General features: G+C 74.1%; 14 protein-coding genes and 2 pseudogenes. 6 read left to right on the top strand and 10 right to left on the bottom strand.

What is annotated here, in order from left to right; genetic code table 11:
• Window positions 1–84 precede the first annotated feature (84 nt).
• Window positions 85–524: pseudogene (locus ADL08_RS39190) on the bottom strand (endonuclease); the annotation flags it as partial.
• A gap of 43 nt (window positions 525–567) precedes the next feature.
• Here ADL08_RS39190 and ADL08_RS14055 point away from each other — a divergent pair.
• The 3 genes and pseudogenes from ADL08_RS14055 to ADL08_RS14045 form a co-directional block, all read left to right on the top strand.
• Window positions 568–786: pseudogene (locus ADL08_RS14055) on the top strand (hypothetical protein); the annotation flags it as partial.
• A gap of 57 nt (window positions 787–843) precedes the next feature.
• Window positions 844–1,905, top strand: coding sequence for a hypothetical protein (locus ADL08_RS14050; protein WP_053642703.1), 1,062 nt, complete (start codon window positions 844–846; stop codon window positions 1,903–1,905).
• A gap of 141 nt (window positions 1,906–2,046) precedes the next feature.
• On the top strand, window positions 2,047–4,437 hold the full coding sequence (locus ADL08_RS14045) for a SpoIIE family protein phosphatase (RefSeq protein WP_234352132.1): 2,391 nt from the start codon (window positions 2,047–2,049) through the stop codon (window positions 4,435–4,437).
• Between the two features lie 31 nt (window positions 4,438–4,468).
• On the opposite strand, the gene ADL08_RS14040 is transcribed toward ADL08_RS14045, so the two are convergent.
• Genes ADL08_RS14040 through ADL08_RS14030 form a run of 3 tightly spaced genes read right to left on the bottom strand, consistent with a single transcriptional unit; the run spans window position 4,469 to window position 8,530 of the window.
• Entirely contained in the window at window positions 4,469–5,560 is a 1,092-nt protein-coding gene (locus ADL08_RS14040) for an FUSC family protein (RefSeq protein ID WP_078968200.1), read from the bottom strand.
• A gap of 52 nt (window positions 5,561–5,612) precedes the next feature.
• Window positions 5,613–7,043 (bottom strand): glucose-6-phosphate dehydrogenase, encoded by a 1,431-nt coding sequence (gene zwf / locus ADL08_RS14035; protein ID WP_053642699.1) that lies wholly within the window; start codon window positions 7,041–7,043, stop codon window positions 5,613–5,615.
• A complete protein-coding gene (locus tag ADL08_RS14030) occupies window positions 7,040–8,530 on the bottom strand; it encodes a sugar porter family MFS transporter (protein ID WP_053642697.1) in 1,491 nt (496 codons plus the stop codon). The genes zwf and ADL08_RS14030 overlap by 4 nt, the downstream gene beginning before the upstream one ends.
• 324 nt (window positions 8,531–8,854) lie before the next feature.
• Here ADL08_RS14030 and ADL08_RS14025 point away from each other — a divergent pair, with 324 nt between their 5' ends.
• The gene (locus tag ADL08_RS14025; RefSeq protein WP_053642695.1) at window positions 8,855–9,508 is read left to right on the top strand and encodes a hypothetical protein; all 654 of its coding nucleotides are present in this window, start codon (window positions 8,855–8,857) and stop codon (window positions 9,506–9,508) included.
• 123 nt (window positions 9,509–9,631) lie between these two features.
• On the opposite strand, the gene ADL08_RS14020 is transcribed toward ADL08_RS14025, so the two are convergent.
• From ADL08_RS14020 to ADL08_RS14005, 4 genes are all read right to left on the bottom strand, one after another.
• Window positions 9,632–9,988, bottom strand: a complete 357-nt coding sequence (locus tag ADL08_RS14020; protein ID WP_234352131.1) for an ankyrin repeat domain-containing protein — start codon at window positions 9,986–9,988, stop codon at window positions 9,632–9,634.
• Window positions 9,989–10,049: 61 nt separating this feature from the next.
• Window positions 10,050–10,403, bottom strand: coding sequence for a serine protease inhibitor (locus ADL08_RS14015; protein WP_234352136.1), 354 nt, complete (start codon window positions 10,401–10,403; stop codon window positions 10,050–10,052).
• A 337-nt stretch (window positions 10,404–10,740) separates the two neighbouring features.
• Complete coding sequence (locus ADL08_RS14010) at window positions 10,741–11,013, bottom strand: hypothetical protein (protein ID WP_053642691.1); 273 nt, start codon at window positions 11,011–11,013, stop codon at window positions 10,741–10,743.
• Window positions 11,014–11,097: 84 nt separating this feature from the next.
• Window positions 11,098–11,451, bottom strand: coding sequence for a hypothetical protein (locus tag ADL08_RS14005; protein ID WP_053642690.1), 354 nt, complete (start codon window positions 11,449–11,451; stop codon window positions 11,098–11,100).
• Window positions 11,452–11,994: 543 nt separating this feature from the next.
• Between ADL08_RS14005 and ADL08_RS14000 the strand changes: the two genes are divergently transcribed.
• Window positions 11,995–13,050: a mechanosensitive ion channel family protein gene (locus ADL08_RS14000; RefSeq protein ID WP_053642687.1), complete on the top strand. Its 1,056-nt coding sequence runs from the start codon at window positions 11,995–11,997 to the stop codon at window positions 13,048–13,050.
• 23 nt (window positions 13,051–13,073) lie between these two features.
• On the opposite strand, the gene ADL08_RS13995 is transcribed toward ADL08_RS14000, so the two are convergent.
• Complete coding sequence (locus ADL08_RS13995; protein ID WP_053642686.1) at window positions 13,074–13,781, bottom strand: B3/4 domain-containing protein; 708 nt, start codon at window positions 13,779–13,781, stop codon at window positions 13,074–13,076.
• A gap of 158 nt (window positions 13,782–13,939) precedes the next feature.
• Complete coding sequence (locus ADL08_RS13990) at window positions 13,940–14,776, bottom strand: EamA family transporter (RefSeq protein WP_053642684.1); 837 nt, start codon at window positions 14,774–14,776, stop codon at window positions 13,940–13,942.
• Between the two features lie 141 nt (window positions 14,777–14,917).
• Here ADL08_RS13990 and ADL08_RS13985 point away from each other — a divergent pair, with 141 nt between their 5' ends.
• Entirely contained in the window at window positions 14,918–15,502 is a 585-nt protein-coding gene (locus ADL08_RS13985) for a helix-turn-helix domain-containing protein (RefSeq protein ID WP_199837004.1), read from the top strand.
• Window positions 15,503–15,661: the final 159 nt, after the last annotated feature.

Raw genomic sequence — 15,661 nt, 5'->3', positions numbered from 1 at the left:
GCCCGTTCCCCCTTTCGGTCCGGGTGCCCCGGTCCCCGGAGCCACCCGATGCCCGTACGGCGCATGCGCGGCGGCGCCGGCCCCGTACGGGGCGAGGAGGGACAGCATCCCGACATCGTCGGCGTCGCGATTGCCGGCGAGGGCGCAGCCGATGACCCCGGGGAGATGAAGGTCTCCGGCGGTGACGGCGTCGGCGGTGCCATTGCTGCGCTGGAGGATTCCGGTGGAGGTCCAGGGGCCGATGCCGGGGATCGGCTCCGGACGGGCGGTGACCTCTTCGAGGCGGGGGACCACGCGGGCAGCGGGCACGATCGTGCCGGATCGCTTCTGGTCGACGCCGGCTTCGTGCCAGTCCCGGGAGGGGATGCGGCCCGGGTACGGGGATCGGGCATGACGTAGGGGGCGAGGCAGCCCGGTCGGCCGGGGCGGCCGTGGCCGGGGAGGGTGCCGGGCGTGCCCGGGGCCGGTTCGCCGTACTGAAGGAGCAGGCGGCGGCAGGCGCGGTACGCCTCCTCGGTGGTGACCATCGGGGTCGACGCATGCCGCCCGCCGGCCGCCACACTCACCCGGCCGGGCGACCTCGTCTTCTTCAAGCTCGACGCGCGGACCGGGCAGCGCCTCGACCACGTCGGCATGGTCCTCGGCCACGACACCGGGGGGCACCTGATCTTCGTCTCCAGCCGCGAGGAGGTCAACGGCCCCACCATCGGCGACATCGGCGGCGTCTCCCGGCTCGACGGCAACGGCTACTACGCCAAGACCCTGCGCAGCGCGAAGCGCCTCTAGGGCCTTCCCCCCTGCCGGTAGCCTCGGTCGGACAACAGGCGTACGGGGGGAGTTGTCGTGGGCGAGGCGCTCTATGACGAGCAGTCGTGGAATCCGCTGGCGCGGACCGTCGGGCTGTCCGAGGACGGCCTGCGCAGGGGCGGCAGGACGACGCCCCCGGAGGAGCTGAACCTCGCCGCCATGGCCGAGGCCTTCCTGCGCGGCCGGTGGCTCGGGGGCGGCGGTGCGGAACGGTCCTTGGAGGGGCTGCCGGAGGGGCCCGGCGTGGTCCCCGTGACCCGCGTCACCGGCACCAGCACGCCGGTGAGGGCGCGCCGGGCCGCCGCGTTCGCCCGCGCCCTGGGCGAGCTGGCGGTACGGCGGTGCGGCGGGCCGGAGCGGGTGGCCGGGCTGGCGGCCCGGGCCCGGGCCGAGGACGTACCGCTGTGGATGGCGCGGCGGTACGCGGAGGGGCCCGCCGGGCCGGTCGGCGTCGCCGTGGACCGGCGCCTGGTGCGCGTGGACGTGTTCGGCGCGCACGCCCCCGTCGTACGGCTCCGGGCGCCCCACGGCTTCCGGGCCGACTCCCCCGACCCGGCCAAGGGCCTGTCCCTGACCGTCGGCGACACCGCGGCGAGGCTCGTCCTCACCAAGAAGCCGCGCAGGTCAAAGAGCTCGGTGGAGATGTGGCTCCCCGGGCAGCACTGGGCGCTGCGGCGGGAGAACTCGGGCAGTTCCCGGCTGCTGCGCGACGGGCGGCCCGTCGCGCTGCTGACCCGGCTCCCGCCCCGGCCGGTGCTCGCGCCGGGCACGGTCCTGCTGCCGCTCGCCCCGGTGCGGTACGAGACCTCCGACCCGCTGGACGCCGCCGTGGCCCACGCCTTCGCCACCGCCTTCGGCCTCGGGGACACGACGGGCTCGGCCCGGTTCCGGTCGCGGCGGGCCCCGGCGGACGGGGGCGAGCCGATCGTCGTCGACGCGTGCTGGGACCGCCCCTGGTACAGCAACCTCGGCGGCGGGCGCGAGGACAACGAACCCGGCGGCAACGACGGCTGGGGCTCGGACGGCGGCGACGGCGGCAGCGGGGACTCCGGCGGGAGCGACGGCGGCGGTGACGGCGGGGGCGGGGGCGGGGACTAGGGCCCGCCCGCCGGACGGGTCCGGTCGACTGGCGGGCGGGGCGCGCGGAGGGATGATGGAGGTCCGGCCTCGCGCAGCGGGGGGCCCGGTGTGACATGGAGGAAACGCTCAAGGTGAGCCCGCGCGGGGATGCCGTGTCGTGTGAGGGAGGCAGAGCGCGAGGTGGACGACGAGATCCCGCCCTTCGCACCGGAGTACCGGGGGCTGCCCTTCGCCGGTGAGGCCGCGGGCGCGCTGCTCGACGCCGGGGGCCGGATCATCGGGTGGACGCGCGCGGCGGAGGAGCTGCTCTCCCTGTCCGCCGAGAGGGCCTGCGGGCGGCACATCGGAGACCTGCTCAAGGACCCGGGCACCCGGAGTTCCCCGCCGCCCGGCGGGAGGCCGGAAGCCTGGTCCGGTGTGGCCGAGGTGCTCACGGGCGGCGGCGGGGAGCTGAGGGTCGACTTCCAGGTCCTGCCGCTCACGGACTCCGGCGCGTGCGCCGGGTCGTCCCGGTACTTCGTCCTCGCGGCCCCGGAGGGGACGGCGGCCCGGTGGCGGCAGGACCAGGCGTTCACCACGGAGCTGTTCCTCCAGGACCGGCTCGGCCTGGCCGTCTTCGACCTGGACCTGCGCCTGGTCAGGACCAACACCCACCTCCTCCCGTACACCGGGCTCGCGCCGGACCTGCGGGGCCGGCGGCTCATGGACTTCCTGTACCCGCAGGACGCGGCGGCCATCGAGCGGCAGCTGCACGAGGTGCTGCGGACGGGGCTGCCGCTCGTGCGGGCGGAGCAGACGGTCCGCACCCTCCAGGAGCCCGGGGGCGGGGCGGTGATGGCCATCTCGGCGTTCCGGCTGCAGGCGCCCGACGGGCAGGTGTTCGGGGTGACCGCGCTGTTCACGGACGTCACCGAGCTGCGCAGGACCAGCGAGCGCCTGTCCGTGCTGCACCGCGTGACCGCGGCCGTCGGCGGCTCGCTGTCGGTCGTCGGCACCGCCGAGGACCTGGCGGCGGCGCTGGTGCCGGCGGTGGGCGACCTCGCCGTGGTGGAGATCGCGGAGGAGGTGTTCACCGGCGAGGAGCCCACGCCCGGCCCGGACGGCAGCATGCCGCTGCGCCGGACCGCCGTGGCCGGGCACAGGACGGCGGAGGCCCCCCTCGACCACGTCGTCCTGGCCAGGCCCGACGCCCCCGCGAAGCCGGCCGACCCGCTCACCTCCATGACCGTCGCGCTGCGCGCCCGGGGCAGCGTCCTCGGGCGCATGACCGTCCACCGCGACGCCGGGAAACCGCCGTACGAGGCGGCCGACCTGCATCTGCTGCACGAGATCGCCGGCCATGCCGCGCTCGCCCTGGACAACGCCCGCCGCTACACCCGCGAGCACCGCGCCTCGGTGGGGCTCCAGCGCAGTCTGCTGCCGCCCTCGGAGGCCGAGAACGTCGCCGTGACCACCGCCGGGGTCTATCTGCCCGCCGACACCGGGACCGGCGTCGGCGGCGACTGGTTCGACGTCATCCCGCTCTCGTCCGCCCGGGTCGCCCTGGTCGCCGGTGACGTCGTCGGCCACGGCCTCTCGGCCACGGCGATGATGGGGCGGCTGCGGACCGCGGTGCGCACCCTCGCCGACCTCGACCTGGAGCCGGACGAGCTGCTCGTGCACCTCGACGACCTGGTCTCCCAGCTCGGCGTGGAGACCGACGGGAGCGACGAGTCCGACGACGCGACGGGGCCCGCCCGGCCCCGGACCGACCCGATCGGCGCGACCTGTCTGTACGCGATCTACGACCCGGTGTCCCGGCGGCTCGCCATGGCCTCCGCCGGGCATCCGCCGCCGGCCGTGGCGGCCCCGGACGGGACCGTCTCGTTCGTCCCCGTGAACCCCGGGCCGCCCCTGGGCGTGAGCGGGCTGCCCTTCGAGATCGCCGAGGTCGACGTGGAGCCGGGGAGCATCCTCGCCCTCTACACCGACGGCCTGATCGAGAGCCGGGAGCGCGACGTCGACGAGGGCATGGCCGACCTGGCCCGCCGTCTCGCGGAGCCGGGCGTCTTCGACACGCCGCTGCGGCGGCTCGGCCGCGAGATCGTCGCCGGCCGTCCCGCGCACCACCTCACCGACGACATCACCCTGCTGCTCGCCCGTACCCGCGCGGTGCCGTCGTACGATCACGTCGTCTGGCCGGTGGCCGCCGATCCGGCCGCCGTGGCCGAGGTGCGCGGGGCCGCGGCGCGGCAGCTGGACGACTGGGGGCTCACGGAACTGGCCTTCACCACCGAGCTCGTCCTGAGCGAGCTGGTCACCAACGCGATCCGTTACGCCGGCGGTCCGGTCGAGGTGCGTCTGATCCGGGCGGGCCGTCTGGTCTGCGAGGTCTCCGACCCGAGCGCCACCCAGCCCCGCATGCGCCGCGCCCTGCTCACCGACGAGGGCGGCCGGGGCCTGTACCTGGTCGCGCAGCTCACGACCCGGTGGGGCTGCCGCTACACGCGGCACGGCAAGACGATCTGGGCGGAGCAGGAGATCCCGGACGGCGCGGACGCGGAGCGGTAGCGGGCGGGGAGGTCCGGTCCTCCCCGCCCGGTCACGGGCGGCGCCGGCGCGTCCGCGGGGCGTGGCGGTGCGGCGGTTCCGGGACGGGGACCTCGGTGACGCCCTCGTGGACGGCCCGTTCGGCCTCCTCCGCGTCGACGCCCGCGAAGACCAGGACGTCCTGGGCGACCAGCCGTACGTTCTCCCACACGGCGACCGTGGGGGTGGGTCCGGCGTCCGGGGCGTCCCGGACGGCGTCGAGGGCCCGGCGGGTCGCGTGCCGGCGGACCGCGCGGCTGCCGGGCGCCGCCGCGAGCGCGTCCATGGCGCCCGACAGGGCCCGCAGGGTGGGGGCGAACTCCTGGCGGTGCCGGGTGTCCAGGGCGAGGGCGCGGCGGGCGAGGGTGAAGCAGCTGTTGCCGAGCAGGTCGAGGTGGAGCGCGGTGGCCGTCTCCCGGGTGAGGGGTTCCCTGCCGGTGCGCCGGTGGAGGGTGCGGCCGGCGACGGCGACGCTGTCGGCGCGCGCCCGGCCCAGGTCGTCGAGGAGCGTGTAGACCGTGCGCACCTCGTCCCAGGTGCGGGAGGTCCGTTCGTCGTCGGTGGCCTCCAGCTCGCGCGCCGTGAGGGCGAGGGCGTCCGCCAGGCCGGACAGGGTGGTGGACTCGGCCTTCCTCAGCAGGGTGAGGGGGTGCACGGGGAAGAGGAGCTGGCTGAAGACGAGGGCGACGGCGCCGCCGACGAGGGCGTCCAGGACGCGGTCGGTCCCGGCCTGCTGTCCGGCGGCGACGCAGATGACGGCGCCGACGGCGGCCTGGGCCATGGTGATGCGCCGGCCGTCGAGGACGAGCGCGGCGAGGAGCGCGCACAGCACGGCCACGCCGACGGTGACGGCGCCGTGGCCGAGGAGGGTGAAGGCGAGCTGTCCGACGACGACGCCGCTGATGACGCCGACCAGCACCCGTACCGTGTTGGTGCCGCGTCCGCCCAGGGGGGTGTTGAGGGCCACGAGCGTGGCGATCGGGGCGAACAGGGGGACGTGGTGGTCGATGAGGTCGTCCGCGATCCACCAGGACAGGGCGGCGGCCACGGCCTGCTGGAGCACCGGCCACAGGTTGTCCCCCACGCGCCTCAGGACCTTGGCCATCGTCCCCCTTCCGTCCGTTTCCCGCCGGCCTCCCCCGTGGGGTGGCGGCCCGTCAGACGACGTCCTCGAAGAGGCGCCGTCCCGGCTGGTGCCAGTGCCTCAGGTCGGGGAGCCGGTCGGCCGCTTCCGGGCCCCAGGTGCCGGGGGCGTACGGCAGGGGCGGCTCGGCGGGGTCGAGGACGGGTCCGACGATCCGCCAGCACTCCAGGATCGTGGGGAAGAAGGCGAAGGCCTCGGGGTCGCCGACGACGGCGCCCCTGAGGATGTTCTCGTACGGCAGTTCCTGACGCCCCAGGACCTTCGCGAAGTCGACGCCGATGGGCACGGTGACCGGGCGTTCCACGCCCTCCTCGGGCTTGCGGAGCATCAGGTCGGCCCGGATGCCGGTGTCGCCGTCGATGCGGAAGCGGATGAGGTTGGGCGGGGTCTCCGCCGCGTCGTCGCCGAAGAGTTCGAGCGGCGGGGTGCGGAGCTGGACGATCACCTCGGTGGCGGTGACGGCCAGCGCCTTGCCGCTGCGCAGGTAGAAGGGGACGCCGGCCCAGCGCCAGTTGTCGATGAACAGGCGGGTGGCGAAGTACGTCTCGGTGGTGGAGTCCGGTTTCACCCCCTCGACGTCGAGGTAGCCCTCGTACTGGCCGCGTACGGTGGCGGCGGGCTCCATGGTGCGGGCGGCGTGCAGGACCCGCCACTTCTCCAGGCCCTGGGCGTGGGCGTTGGAGACGCTGGGCGGGTCCATCGCGAGGAAGGCGAGGACCTGGAGCAGGTGGTTCTGGACGACGTCGCGCAGGCAGCCCACGGCGTCGTAGAAGGAGCCGCGGTCGGCGACGTCGAAGTCCTCGGCGAGGGTGATCTGGACGTTGTCGACGTAGGAGCGGTGCCAGATCGGGGCGAGGAGGGTGTTGGCGAAGCGGGCGACCATCAGGCTCTCCACGGCGCTGTTGCCGAGGAAGTGGTCGACCCGCAGCAGGTGGCGGTCGTCGAAGCAGGCGCCCAGCTCCTCCTGGAGCTCGCGCGCGGAGTCCAGGTCGTGTCCGAACGGCTTCTCGACCACCAGGCGGGCGTCGCGGTTCAGGCCGGCCTCGGCGAGGGCGCGGGCGACGGTGGTGAACAGGGACGGCGGGATCGCCAGGTAGTGGGCGACGAAGCCGTGTCCGGCGACGGCCTCGCGGAGCCGGTCGAAGGTGGCCCCGTCGGTGAAGTCGCCCGTGACGACGGACAGGTTCGCCGCGAGCCGGGCGAAGACCTCCTCGTCGAGGTCGGGGACGGCGGCGGCGACCGCCTCCCGGGCGTGCCGGCGCAGCGCCTCGTCGTCCCAGTCGCCGGCGGCCACGCCGATGACGGGGACGGTGAGCCGGCCGTCCTCGGTGAGCCGGTAGAGGGCGGGCAGCAGCATCTTCTTGGCGAGGTCGCCGGTGATGCCGAAGAGGACGAGGGCGTCGGCCGTTTCGAGGTCGTCGGGGCTGAGGAGGGTGTCGCTCATCGCGAGCGTCCTTTCTGCGGGGATGCCGTCTTCCGGGGGCCGTCGGGGTGGTCGGGGCGGTCGGGCCGGTGCCGGAAGCGGGCGTCGAGGGCCGCCTCGATCTGTTCGGGGTCGCGGCCGCGGGTCTCGGGCAGGTACCGGCTGACGAAGAGGAACGCGAACAGACAGATTCCCGCGAAGATCCAGAAGGTCTCGCCCTGGCCGATGAGGTTGGCCAGGGGCAGGAAGGCGAGGCTGACGACGAAGTTGGACACCCAGTTGACGGCGGTGGAGAGGCTCGATCCCTCGGCCCGGACGGACGGCGGGAAGATCTCGCCGATCAGCGTCCAGAAGACGGGTCCGAGGCCGCCCGCGAAGGCGGCGATGTAGATCACCATGAACACCAGGGTCAGCTCCGAGTTCATGCCCACGACGAACGCGAGTCCCAGCATGAAGATCGAGACCGCCATCAGGCCGAGCGAGACGAGGACCATGGGCCGTCGTCCCACCCGGTCCACCAGTCTGATCGCCACCAGGGTCATGACGAGGTTGATGAGGCCGATGAAGACCGAGTAGAGGATGGCGTTCGAGGCGTCGAGCCCGGTCTGCTGGATGATGGTCGGCGCGTAGTAGATGATCGTGTTGATGCCGGCGAACTGCTGCACGGCCGCCAGGGTGAGTCCGACGACCAGGGCCGGCCGCACGTCGGGGGCCAGCAGCCGCCGGGTCCCCTTCCCGCCCGCCGCCTCGTTGCGCTTCTGCTTCTCGCGGTCCTCGGCCGTGCGCTGCCGGGCCCGCCGGATCAGCTCGTCGGCCGTCGCCCCGTCGGTCAGGGCGGCGATCCCCCGGCGGGCCACGTCCTCCTGCCCGTGGGCGATCAGCCACTGCGGGGACTCGGGCAGCAGCCACAGCGTGGCGGCGATCATGAGCAGGGCGGGGACCGCCCCGACGGCGAACATCGCCCGCCACGCCTCGCTGCTCGCGAAGACGAGGTTGACGAGGTACGCGACGAGGATGCCGACGGTGATCATGAGCTGGTTCATGGTGAGCAGCCGGCCGCGGATCCTCGTCGGCGAGATCTCCGAGAGGTAGACCGGCACCGTCGCGGAGGCGGCGCCGACGGACAGGCCGAGGACGATCCGGCCCGCCATGAGGGTCGGGTAGCCGTTCGCCAGGGCCGCGATCGCGGTGCCGACGACGAACACGATCCCGATGAGGCGCAGGGCCTTGCGCCGGCCGAACCGGTCGGCGAGGCGGCCCGCCGAGGTGGCGCCGACCACGGCGCCGATGAGCAGGACGCTGACCACGCTGCCCTGTTCGAAGGAGTTGAGGTCGAAGTCCTTCTTGATGTACAGCAGCGCGCCGGAGACGACGCCGGTGTCGAAGCCGAACAGGAAGCCGCCCAGCGCGATCGCGGTCGCCCAGAGGGTGATCCGCCGGATCCCCTCCGGCGCGACCTCGGTGAGGGGACCGTGGGTCCCCGGTTCCCTGGAAAATCCCTGGACCATGCGACGCCCTCGTCTTCCGGATGACCGTCTTCTCGCGGCCGCCCTCTCGACGGCCGTCCTCTCCATGTCCGATGCGGTCATCGTCGCCGCGCGGCGGCGCTGACGACATCTGTGCGGGCGATCGGGTGAAACGGGAGGTCACCGGGGGTGGTACGGCCGACGGGGACGTGCGGGGCCGTCCGCGCGCCTCCCGGGTGTCAGTGGGCGGCCGTAGGTTGGGGCCGACCGAGCACCGGACGAACACCGGCCGGGCAGCCGCCGTCGGCACGTCGCGCCGGCGGGACGCCGCGTCGGCCGCACATCGCGAACAGGACGATCCGCCCCATGGGAAACCCCTCCGCCGAGCACGGCGTTCCGCTGACCGACCGCGTCATAGCCTCGGTCCGTGCCGACCCCGGGCGGCCGGTGCTGGACCACAACCCGTGGGCGGGTCCCTGGCAGGCGGGAGCGGCCGAGCCGCTGGCCGACGACGTGCTCGCGGCGGCCGTCTTCCCCAGCGGGCGTCCGCTGCCGCCCAGTCTGCGCCGGTGGCTGGCGTTCGACAGCGGTCTGCTGCGCCGGTTCGGCTGGTTCGACTCCGGGTCGCGCTTCACCCCGCGGACGCTCGGGCGGATCGGCCGCGACGAGTTCGGCGACGGCTGGGGAGCGCCGTTCGACGCGCTGTCGGAGCGTTTCGGCGAGTGCTTCCTCCTCCCCGGCGGTTCCGACTCCCGCCGGGTCCTCGCCACGGGCGAGCCGGACGCGTACGGCGAGTACCCGGTGTTCGCGCTCGACGTGGACGACCTGCCGTGCGTCGAGCTGATGTACCCGGGCCTGGACGTCTACCTGGCGGACACCGCGGGCCTCGTCGCGCGGGCGGAGGGGAGCTACTCCGCGCTCGCCGCGGACCCCGTGTACGGCCCGCGGATGCGGACCCACGCCCGGAACGCCTTCGCCGGGCGGTTCCACGAGGAGTGCCTGGACTGGCCGGACACGTGAACCGGACGGGCCGGCCGGGCCCGCGACCTCGGGCCCGGCCGTGATCCGCCGGACGGGCCCCGGCCGTCTAGGACCTGTCCGGCCGATCATCGGCAAGAGCTACCGCCGGCGGACTCTTCCGAATCAGGCTTTCAGCTTGGTCTGGCGGGTGCTGAACCGATCCATCAGCCTGATTGCCATGTCGTGGCGGAGCTTGCGGGCCCAGTCATAGGCAGTTTCGCCGTTGACCGCGAGATGTGGATCAGCACCGTATGCCAGGAGGGCCGCGGTCAGTGCGCTGTCGATCGGCACCCCCGACTGGTTCGCGACATCGACTTCCGTGTCGATGGCATGCATCAGCAGAGTCATCTGGCAGCAGACCTCGTCAGCATCGGCTCCCTCGTCGAGGATGCGCGTGAGCGTGGCGTGCTCGCTCAACTCCACCGCTTGGTGGGCGGGCGTCCAGGGGTTCTCGATCTTCAGGGCATCCGCCATGGTCATTGAGGCATCCACCCAGGGCATTCTGCCCGATGGGGCGTTACCTTGATCGGCCGGACAGGTCCTAGCCGACGGCGGGGACCTGGGTGACGAGGCCGAAGGGGTTGTGGACGATCCGCACGCGCTTCTCGTTGTACTCCATGGTGACCAGCGCGCCCTCGGGGACGTGCACGATCTCCAGGTCCGGCCGGTCCCGCAGGATCACCCTCTCGGCCCAGGCCTTCGGCAGTCCGAGGGTCTCGGGCCACTGGGTCTTCGCCCCGGCGGGGTCCGTCGTGCGGGCGCCGGGCGGGGCGGCCGCGTCGAGGACGGCGGGGGCCGTGGTGGCGGTGGCGTCGGCGGTGCCCGGGGCCGCGGTGGCGGCGACCGGGGCGATCAGGGCGGTGGCGGAGGCGGCGGCGAGGGCCGCCAGGAGCATCTTCTTCACGTCCGGCAGAACGATTCGCCGCTCCGGCGGTCACCGCGGACGGGGTTTCGACCACCTGTACGGCCCACCAGACAGGCGCCACCAGACAGGCGGCGAAGTCACGCGCCCTGACGACGACGCGGTCGTGGAAGACCTCGCGGTGGCGGCCGAGGATCCCGAGGAGCCGGTCGGCCTGGACGCAGTCGTGGGAGTACGGCCGGTTGTGGCTGCCCATCGCCCGGGCGGCCGTACGGGCGTGGGTGCGGCGCGCGAGTGCGGCGGTGACCTCCGCGTGCTCGGCGTCGTATCCGCGCGGGGTGATGTCGTCGGCGGCGGGGCGTTCCGGGGGTCAGGCCCGCTCCCGGGTGCGGTACCAGCGGATCCCCTTCACCGCGTAGAGCAGGCCGAGGGCGGTCAGGCCGCACAGCATGAGGGCGAGGTTGCCGAAGGCGATGCCGGCGAAGGCCGTCAGGCTGCAGGCCGCGTCGAGGAGGGTGAACCGGGCCTCGGTGCGCGTTCCCGGCCCGGGGGCGCGCAGGCGGCGCAGAACGGGGATGAGGGCGATGAGTTGAAGGGCCGCCAGGGCGGCGAAGACCCAGCGGAATGCGACGGGTACGTCCATGCGCCGAAATGTATGCCCGGGGGCGGTCATCCGAAATGGACAGGGAGTTAACTCGGCCCCAACTCTCGGTGGAGCAGGGCGTGTTCACCCGGCGTCGTCGCCCAGTTCGCTCCTGACGACCTCGCCCACCAGACCCCGCAGCCAGGCGTGGGCGGGGTCGGCCGCGTAGCGGGGGTGCCGGGCGAGGGAGAGGCGCGGGGCCGGCAGGTCGAGGGGGATCGGGAAGGTGGCCAGGCCGAAGCGGCGGGCCGAGGCGAAGGTCGGGCAGATGGCCACGACCCTTCGCGTCAGGCCGTGTTCGGCCAGGGCCGTGTCGATCGGTCCGGTGAACCGGCCCCGGCGCGAGTGGTTGAGGTGGTCGGCGGCGCCGCCGACGCTGCCCTCCTCCAGGAGGGCGTCCAGGGCGACCAGCAGGTTCAGGTCCAGGTTCAGTTGCACGGCGTGCGCTTATCTCTTCGCGAAGTTGCATTTGAAGGCAAGTCGGCTGCGGCCCTAACCGTGGCGGTGCGGCCGGTCGGCCCCTCTCCTCCGGTTCTTCTCCGGATTCCCTTCCGGTCTCTTCGAACGAAAGATCCCTCCCATGTCCCTGGACGGAGCATGACCCTGGACGAAGTGCGTTCCGTGCCGCGTCCCGTCGGTCGCCGGGCCGTGTACGCCGTCATGGCGGCGCGCTCGTCCCGGCGGCGGCTCCCGGCGTGGCCGTCCTGATCGCGGGCCGGGCCGTCACCGGCGTCGGGGCGGCGCTCGTCATGCCGGCCACCCTGTCGCTGATGCTGGAGGTGACCGAACCGGCCGGGCGGCCGCAGGCGGTCGCCGTCTGGACGGCCGCGTCCCTCGTCGCCCTGGTGTGGTGGCGCGGCGGCGACGGGGCGCCGAAGGTCCCGGTCGGGAGACCCCGGGGGCGCCGACGGGATGTTTGGGGCGCCGGTCGGCGGTCAGGCGTCATCGACGAACCTGCCCGACTCATCGACTGGGGAGTACATGGAGAGCGTTCTTCGGCTGGCGGCCTCCGTCGGCGGCTCGGCCCTCGTGGCGTTCGTCGTGGTCCGCGCCGCGGACATGCTGGCGCGTCACGCGGACGCGCGGCACCACGAGACACCGCTGTGGGGACTGCTGCGCCGCTGCCGTACGCCACTGTTCGTCGTCCTGCTGACCGCCCTGCTCCGCTGGTCCTATCCGGCGTCGACCTTCCAGGTGCTGGAGGAGCACGCCCAATTGGTGGGCCACGTGCTGCTGCTGTGCCTCATCGGCGGCGGCGCCTGGCTGGCGGTCCGGGCGGCCTCGGCCGTCGTCGAGTCCTCGTACGCGCGCTACGCCGGGCGTGCGCGGGACGCCGCACGGCTGCGCCGGGTCCGTACCCAGGTCACCCTGATCATGCGGGTGGTGTCGGTCGCCGTCGGGGTCCTCGCGGGCGCCGCCGCGCTCGTCACCTTCCCCTCCTTCCGGACCCTCGGCACGTCCCTGCTCGCCTCGGCCGGGATCATCGGCATCGTGGCCGGCGTGGCGGCGCAGTCGACGCTCGGCAACCTCTTCGCCGGTTTCCAGATCGCCTTCGGCGACATGGTCCGCATCGGGGACACGGTCGTCGTCGACGGCGAGTGGGGCATGGTGGAGGAGGTGACGCTGACCTTCCTCACGGTCAGGACCTGGGACGAGCGCCGGGTCACCCTGCCCGTCTCGTACTTCACCTCCCGGCCGTTCGAGAACTGGTCGCGGGGCGGTGCCCAGATGACGGGGTCGGTCTTCGTCCACTGCGACCACTCCACGCCCGTCGCGCTGATGCGGGCGCACCTGCGCGAGTTCCTGGCCGGCTGCCCCAGCTGGGACGAGCGGGGCTGGGACCTCGCCGTCACCGACACGTCGCCGACCTCCATCACGGTCCGCGCGATCGTCACCGCCAAGGACGCCGACGACCTGTGGACGACCCGCTGCGCCGTACGGGAGGAGCTCGTGCGGTGGCTCGCGCGGGAGCACCCCGGCGCCCTGCCCCGGGTCGTCACCGCCCCGGCGCCCGGCGAAGCGGACAGGGCGGCCTGATCCGGCGCGCGTCCGGGCGGGGTTCAGACGGTGGCGTGGAGGCGGGCCGGGTCCAGATGGTGGACCGCGGTCCGCTCCGCGTGCGGGGCGAGCAGGGCCCGCAGCTCGTCCACGGCGGTGTCGAGGAGGCGGCCGTCGTGGTCGGCGCGGAGGGTCTCCAGGGCGAAGACGACCCGGGTGGAGTCCTCGGTGACGCGGGTGCGGTGGGCGTCGCGGTGGTTCCAGTGGCGGGTGAGGATCCCGGCCGCGTCCGCGTAGACGATCTCACCGGGCTTCGGGGTCTCGACGGCGTCGGGTTCGCCGAGCGGGGTGAAGGTCTCGGTGCCGTGGGCGGGGCGGAGGTCGACGTCACCGGTGACGTGGTCGAGGTCGAAGGCGCCGGCGGGCAGGCCGTGGCGGACGGAGACGGTGTTGTAGGAGTCGACGGCCGGGTTGACGCGCGGCAGGGCCTCCTTCTTGGCGAGGCGGCGGCCGAGCGCGTCGACGCTGGGGCGGACGCGGCGGGGGTTGGTGCCGAAGGAGCGGTACGCGGCGTGCCAGGCCTCGATGCGGGGGTCGGTCTCGTCGGCGGGGCGCCAGGTGCCGTCGGCGAGCCGCTGTTCGAGCTCCGCGACGGCGGCGGCCGTGCGGGGCCAGGGCTCGCGTCCGCGCAGGCCGGTGGCGGTGACCAGGGCGACGCGGGCGCCGGGGAAGGCGTCGGCGACGGCGGGGGCGAGGCGGAAGGCGACCATGGGGGCTCCGTTTCCTGCGGGGTCTGCGTACGGGGGCGGTGCGGTCTTCGTACGGGGCGGTGCGGTCTTCGTACGGGGCGGTGCGGTCTTCGTACGGGGCGGTGCGGTCTTCGTACGGGGCGGCGCCGTGTTCGTCGGGCCGGTGCGGCTTCGGGCCCTCAGGCCAGGGCGAGGAGGCTGACGGCGACGGCGGCCGTGCCGAGGCCGACGAGCCGGCCGCGGTGGACGCGTTCGGCGAGGACGCCGCGGGCGAGCAGGACCGTGCCGGCCGGGTAGAGGGCGGTGACCACGGCGACGACCGCGAGGTCACCGCCGCGCACGGCGAGCAGGAACAGCAGGTTCGCCACCGAGTCCAGCGCTCCGGCGGCGGCCGACACCGCGTACGCGGGCTTCTCGGGCCCCAGCCTGCGGTACATCAGCCCGGCGGCGGTCAGGGTGACGGCCGAGGAGACCGCCCGGCCCACGATCAGCGGGGCCACCCCGCTGTCGGAGGGCGCCTGGTGGAGGAAGACCAACTGGAGGGCGATGGCGGCGCCCGCGCCGAGGGCGAGGAGCAGGGCCGTACGGGAGGGGCGGGCGGATCCGGCGCCGTGCCCGGCGCTGAGGAGCACCACCGCCGCGAGGGCGAGCGGCAGGCCGAGGAGGCCGGCGGTCCCCAGGTGCTCGCCCTGGAGGAGTCCCACGCCGACCGGGAGCACGGCGGAGACGAGGGCGGTCACGGGTGACAGGACGTTCATCGGGCCGAGGGCCAGGGTCCGGTAGAGCAGGACGAACGCGGCGGCCGAGGCGACGCCGGACGCGGCTCCCCAGCCGAGGGCGCCGGGGCCGAACGAGGCGCCGAGGAACGGCCACAGCAGCAGCTCGACCGCGAGGGAGGCGGGAGCGGCGACCATCACGGTGCGCAGGACGTGGGCCCTGCGGGCCCCCAGGCCGCCGAGGAAGTCGGCGCAGCCGTAGGCCAGGGAGCTGCCCAGGGCCAGCAGCAGAGCGATCACGGGAACGTTCCTTACTTTTTCAGCAGAACGACCGAACCGTACAACGAACCGACCGCCACGTGTCAACCGATCGACCGGGCGGTACATTCCAGTGATCCGCTCACGGGAATCGGCTCGCGGGAATCGGGAAGGGTGATCGAATTGGCCGAGACAGAGGCGGCCCTGCGGACGCTCGCGCACAACGTCAGGGCGGCGCGCGTCCGCGCCGGCCTGTCCCTCGACGAGCTCGGCCGGCGCGCCAAGGTCAGCAAGGGCGCCCTGGTGGGCCTGGAGAGGGCCCAGGGCAACCCCAACTTCGCCACCCTGGTCCGGCTGGCCGACACCCTCGGGGTCTCGGTGTCCGCCCTGATGGAGGGCCCGGCGGAGGACCGCGTACGCGTGGTGGACGCCGCCGCCGTCACACCGCTGTGGACCGGCGGGGAGGGGAGCGAGGCCCGGCTCGTGCTGACGACCACGGGCCCGGCGCCGGTCGAGGTCTGGCGCTGGAGGCTGGAACCGGGCGAGGAGTACCCCAGCCATCCCCACCGGGCCGGGGTCGTCGAGACGGTCAGCGTCACCTCGGGCCGGATGACCCTGGTCGTCGACGGCGTCGAGCACCCCGTCGGGGCCGGCCAGACCGCCGCCTTCGACGGCGACACCGCCCACACCTACCGCGGCGCCGGCACCGGGACCTGCCACCTGATCATGACCGTCCACCTGCCGCCGGGCCCGGCCGCCACGTCCTGACGGGCGCCGAAGATGGGTGGTGGCACCCATGACGCGAGGCGGCCGGTGGGCGAAGCTGTCCTCGATCGAGAGCGTCGTCGCAGGTCAGGTCGCTCGGGGGACGGGACGGGGACGGCGCGCTCGTCCGGCCCGTGGGGGTCGGCGGTGCACCACGGCATC

The organism is Streptomyces sp. NRRL F-6492 (assembly GCF_001280125.1).
Taxonomy (GTDB): Bacteria; Actinomycetota; Actinomycetes; order Streptomycetales; family Streptomycetaceae; genus Streptomyces.
Note: the sequence above shows the minus strand (reverse complement) of the source record. Positions and strands in the feature narration are given on the sequence as shown.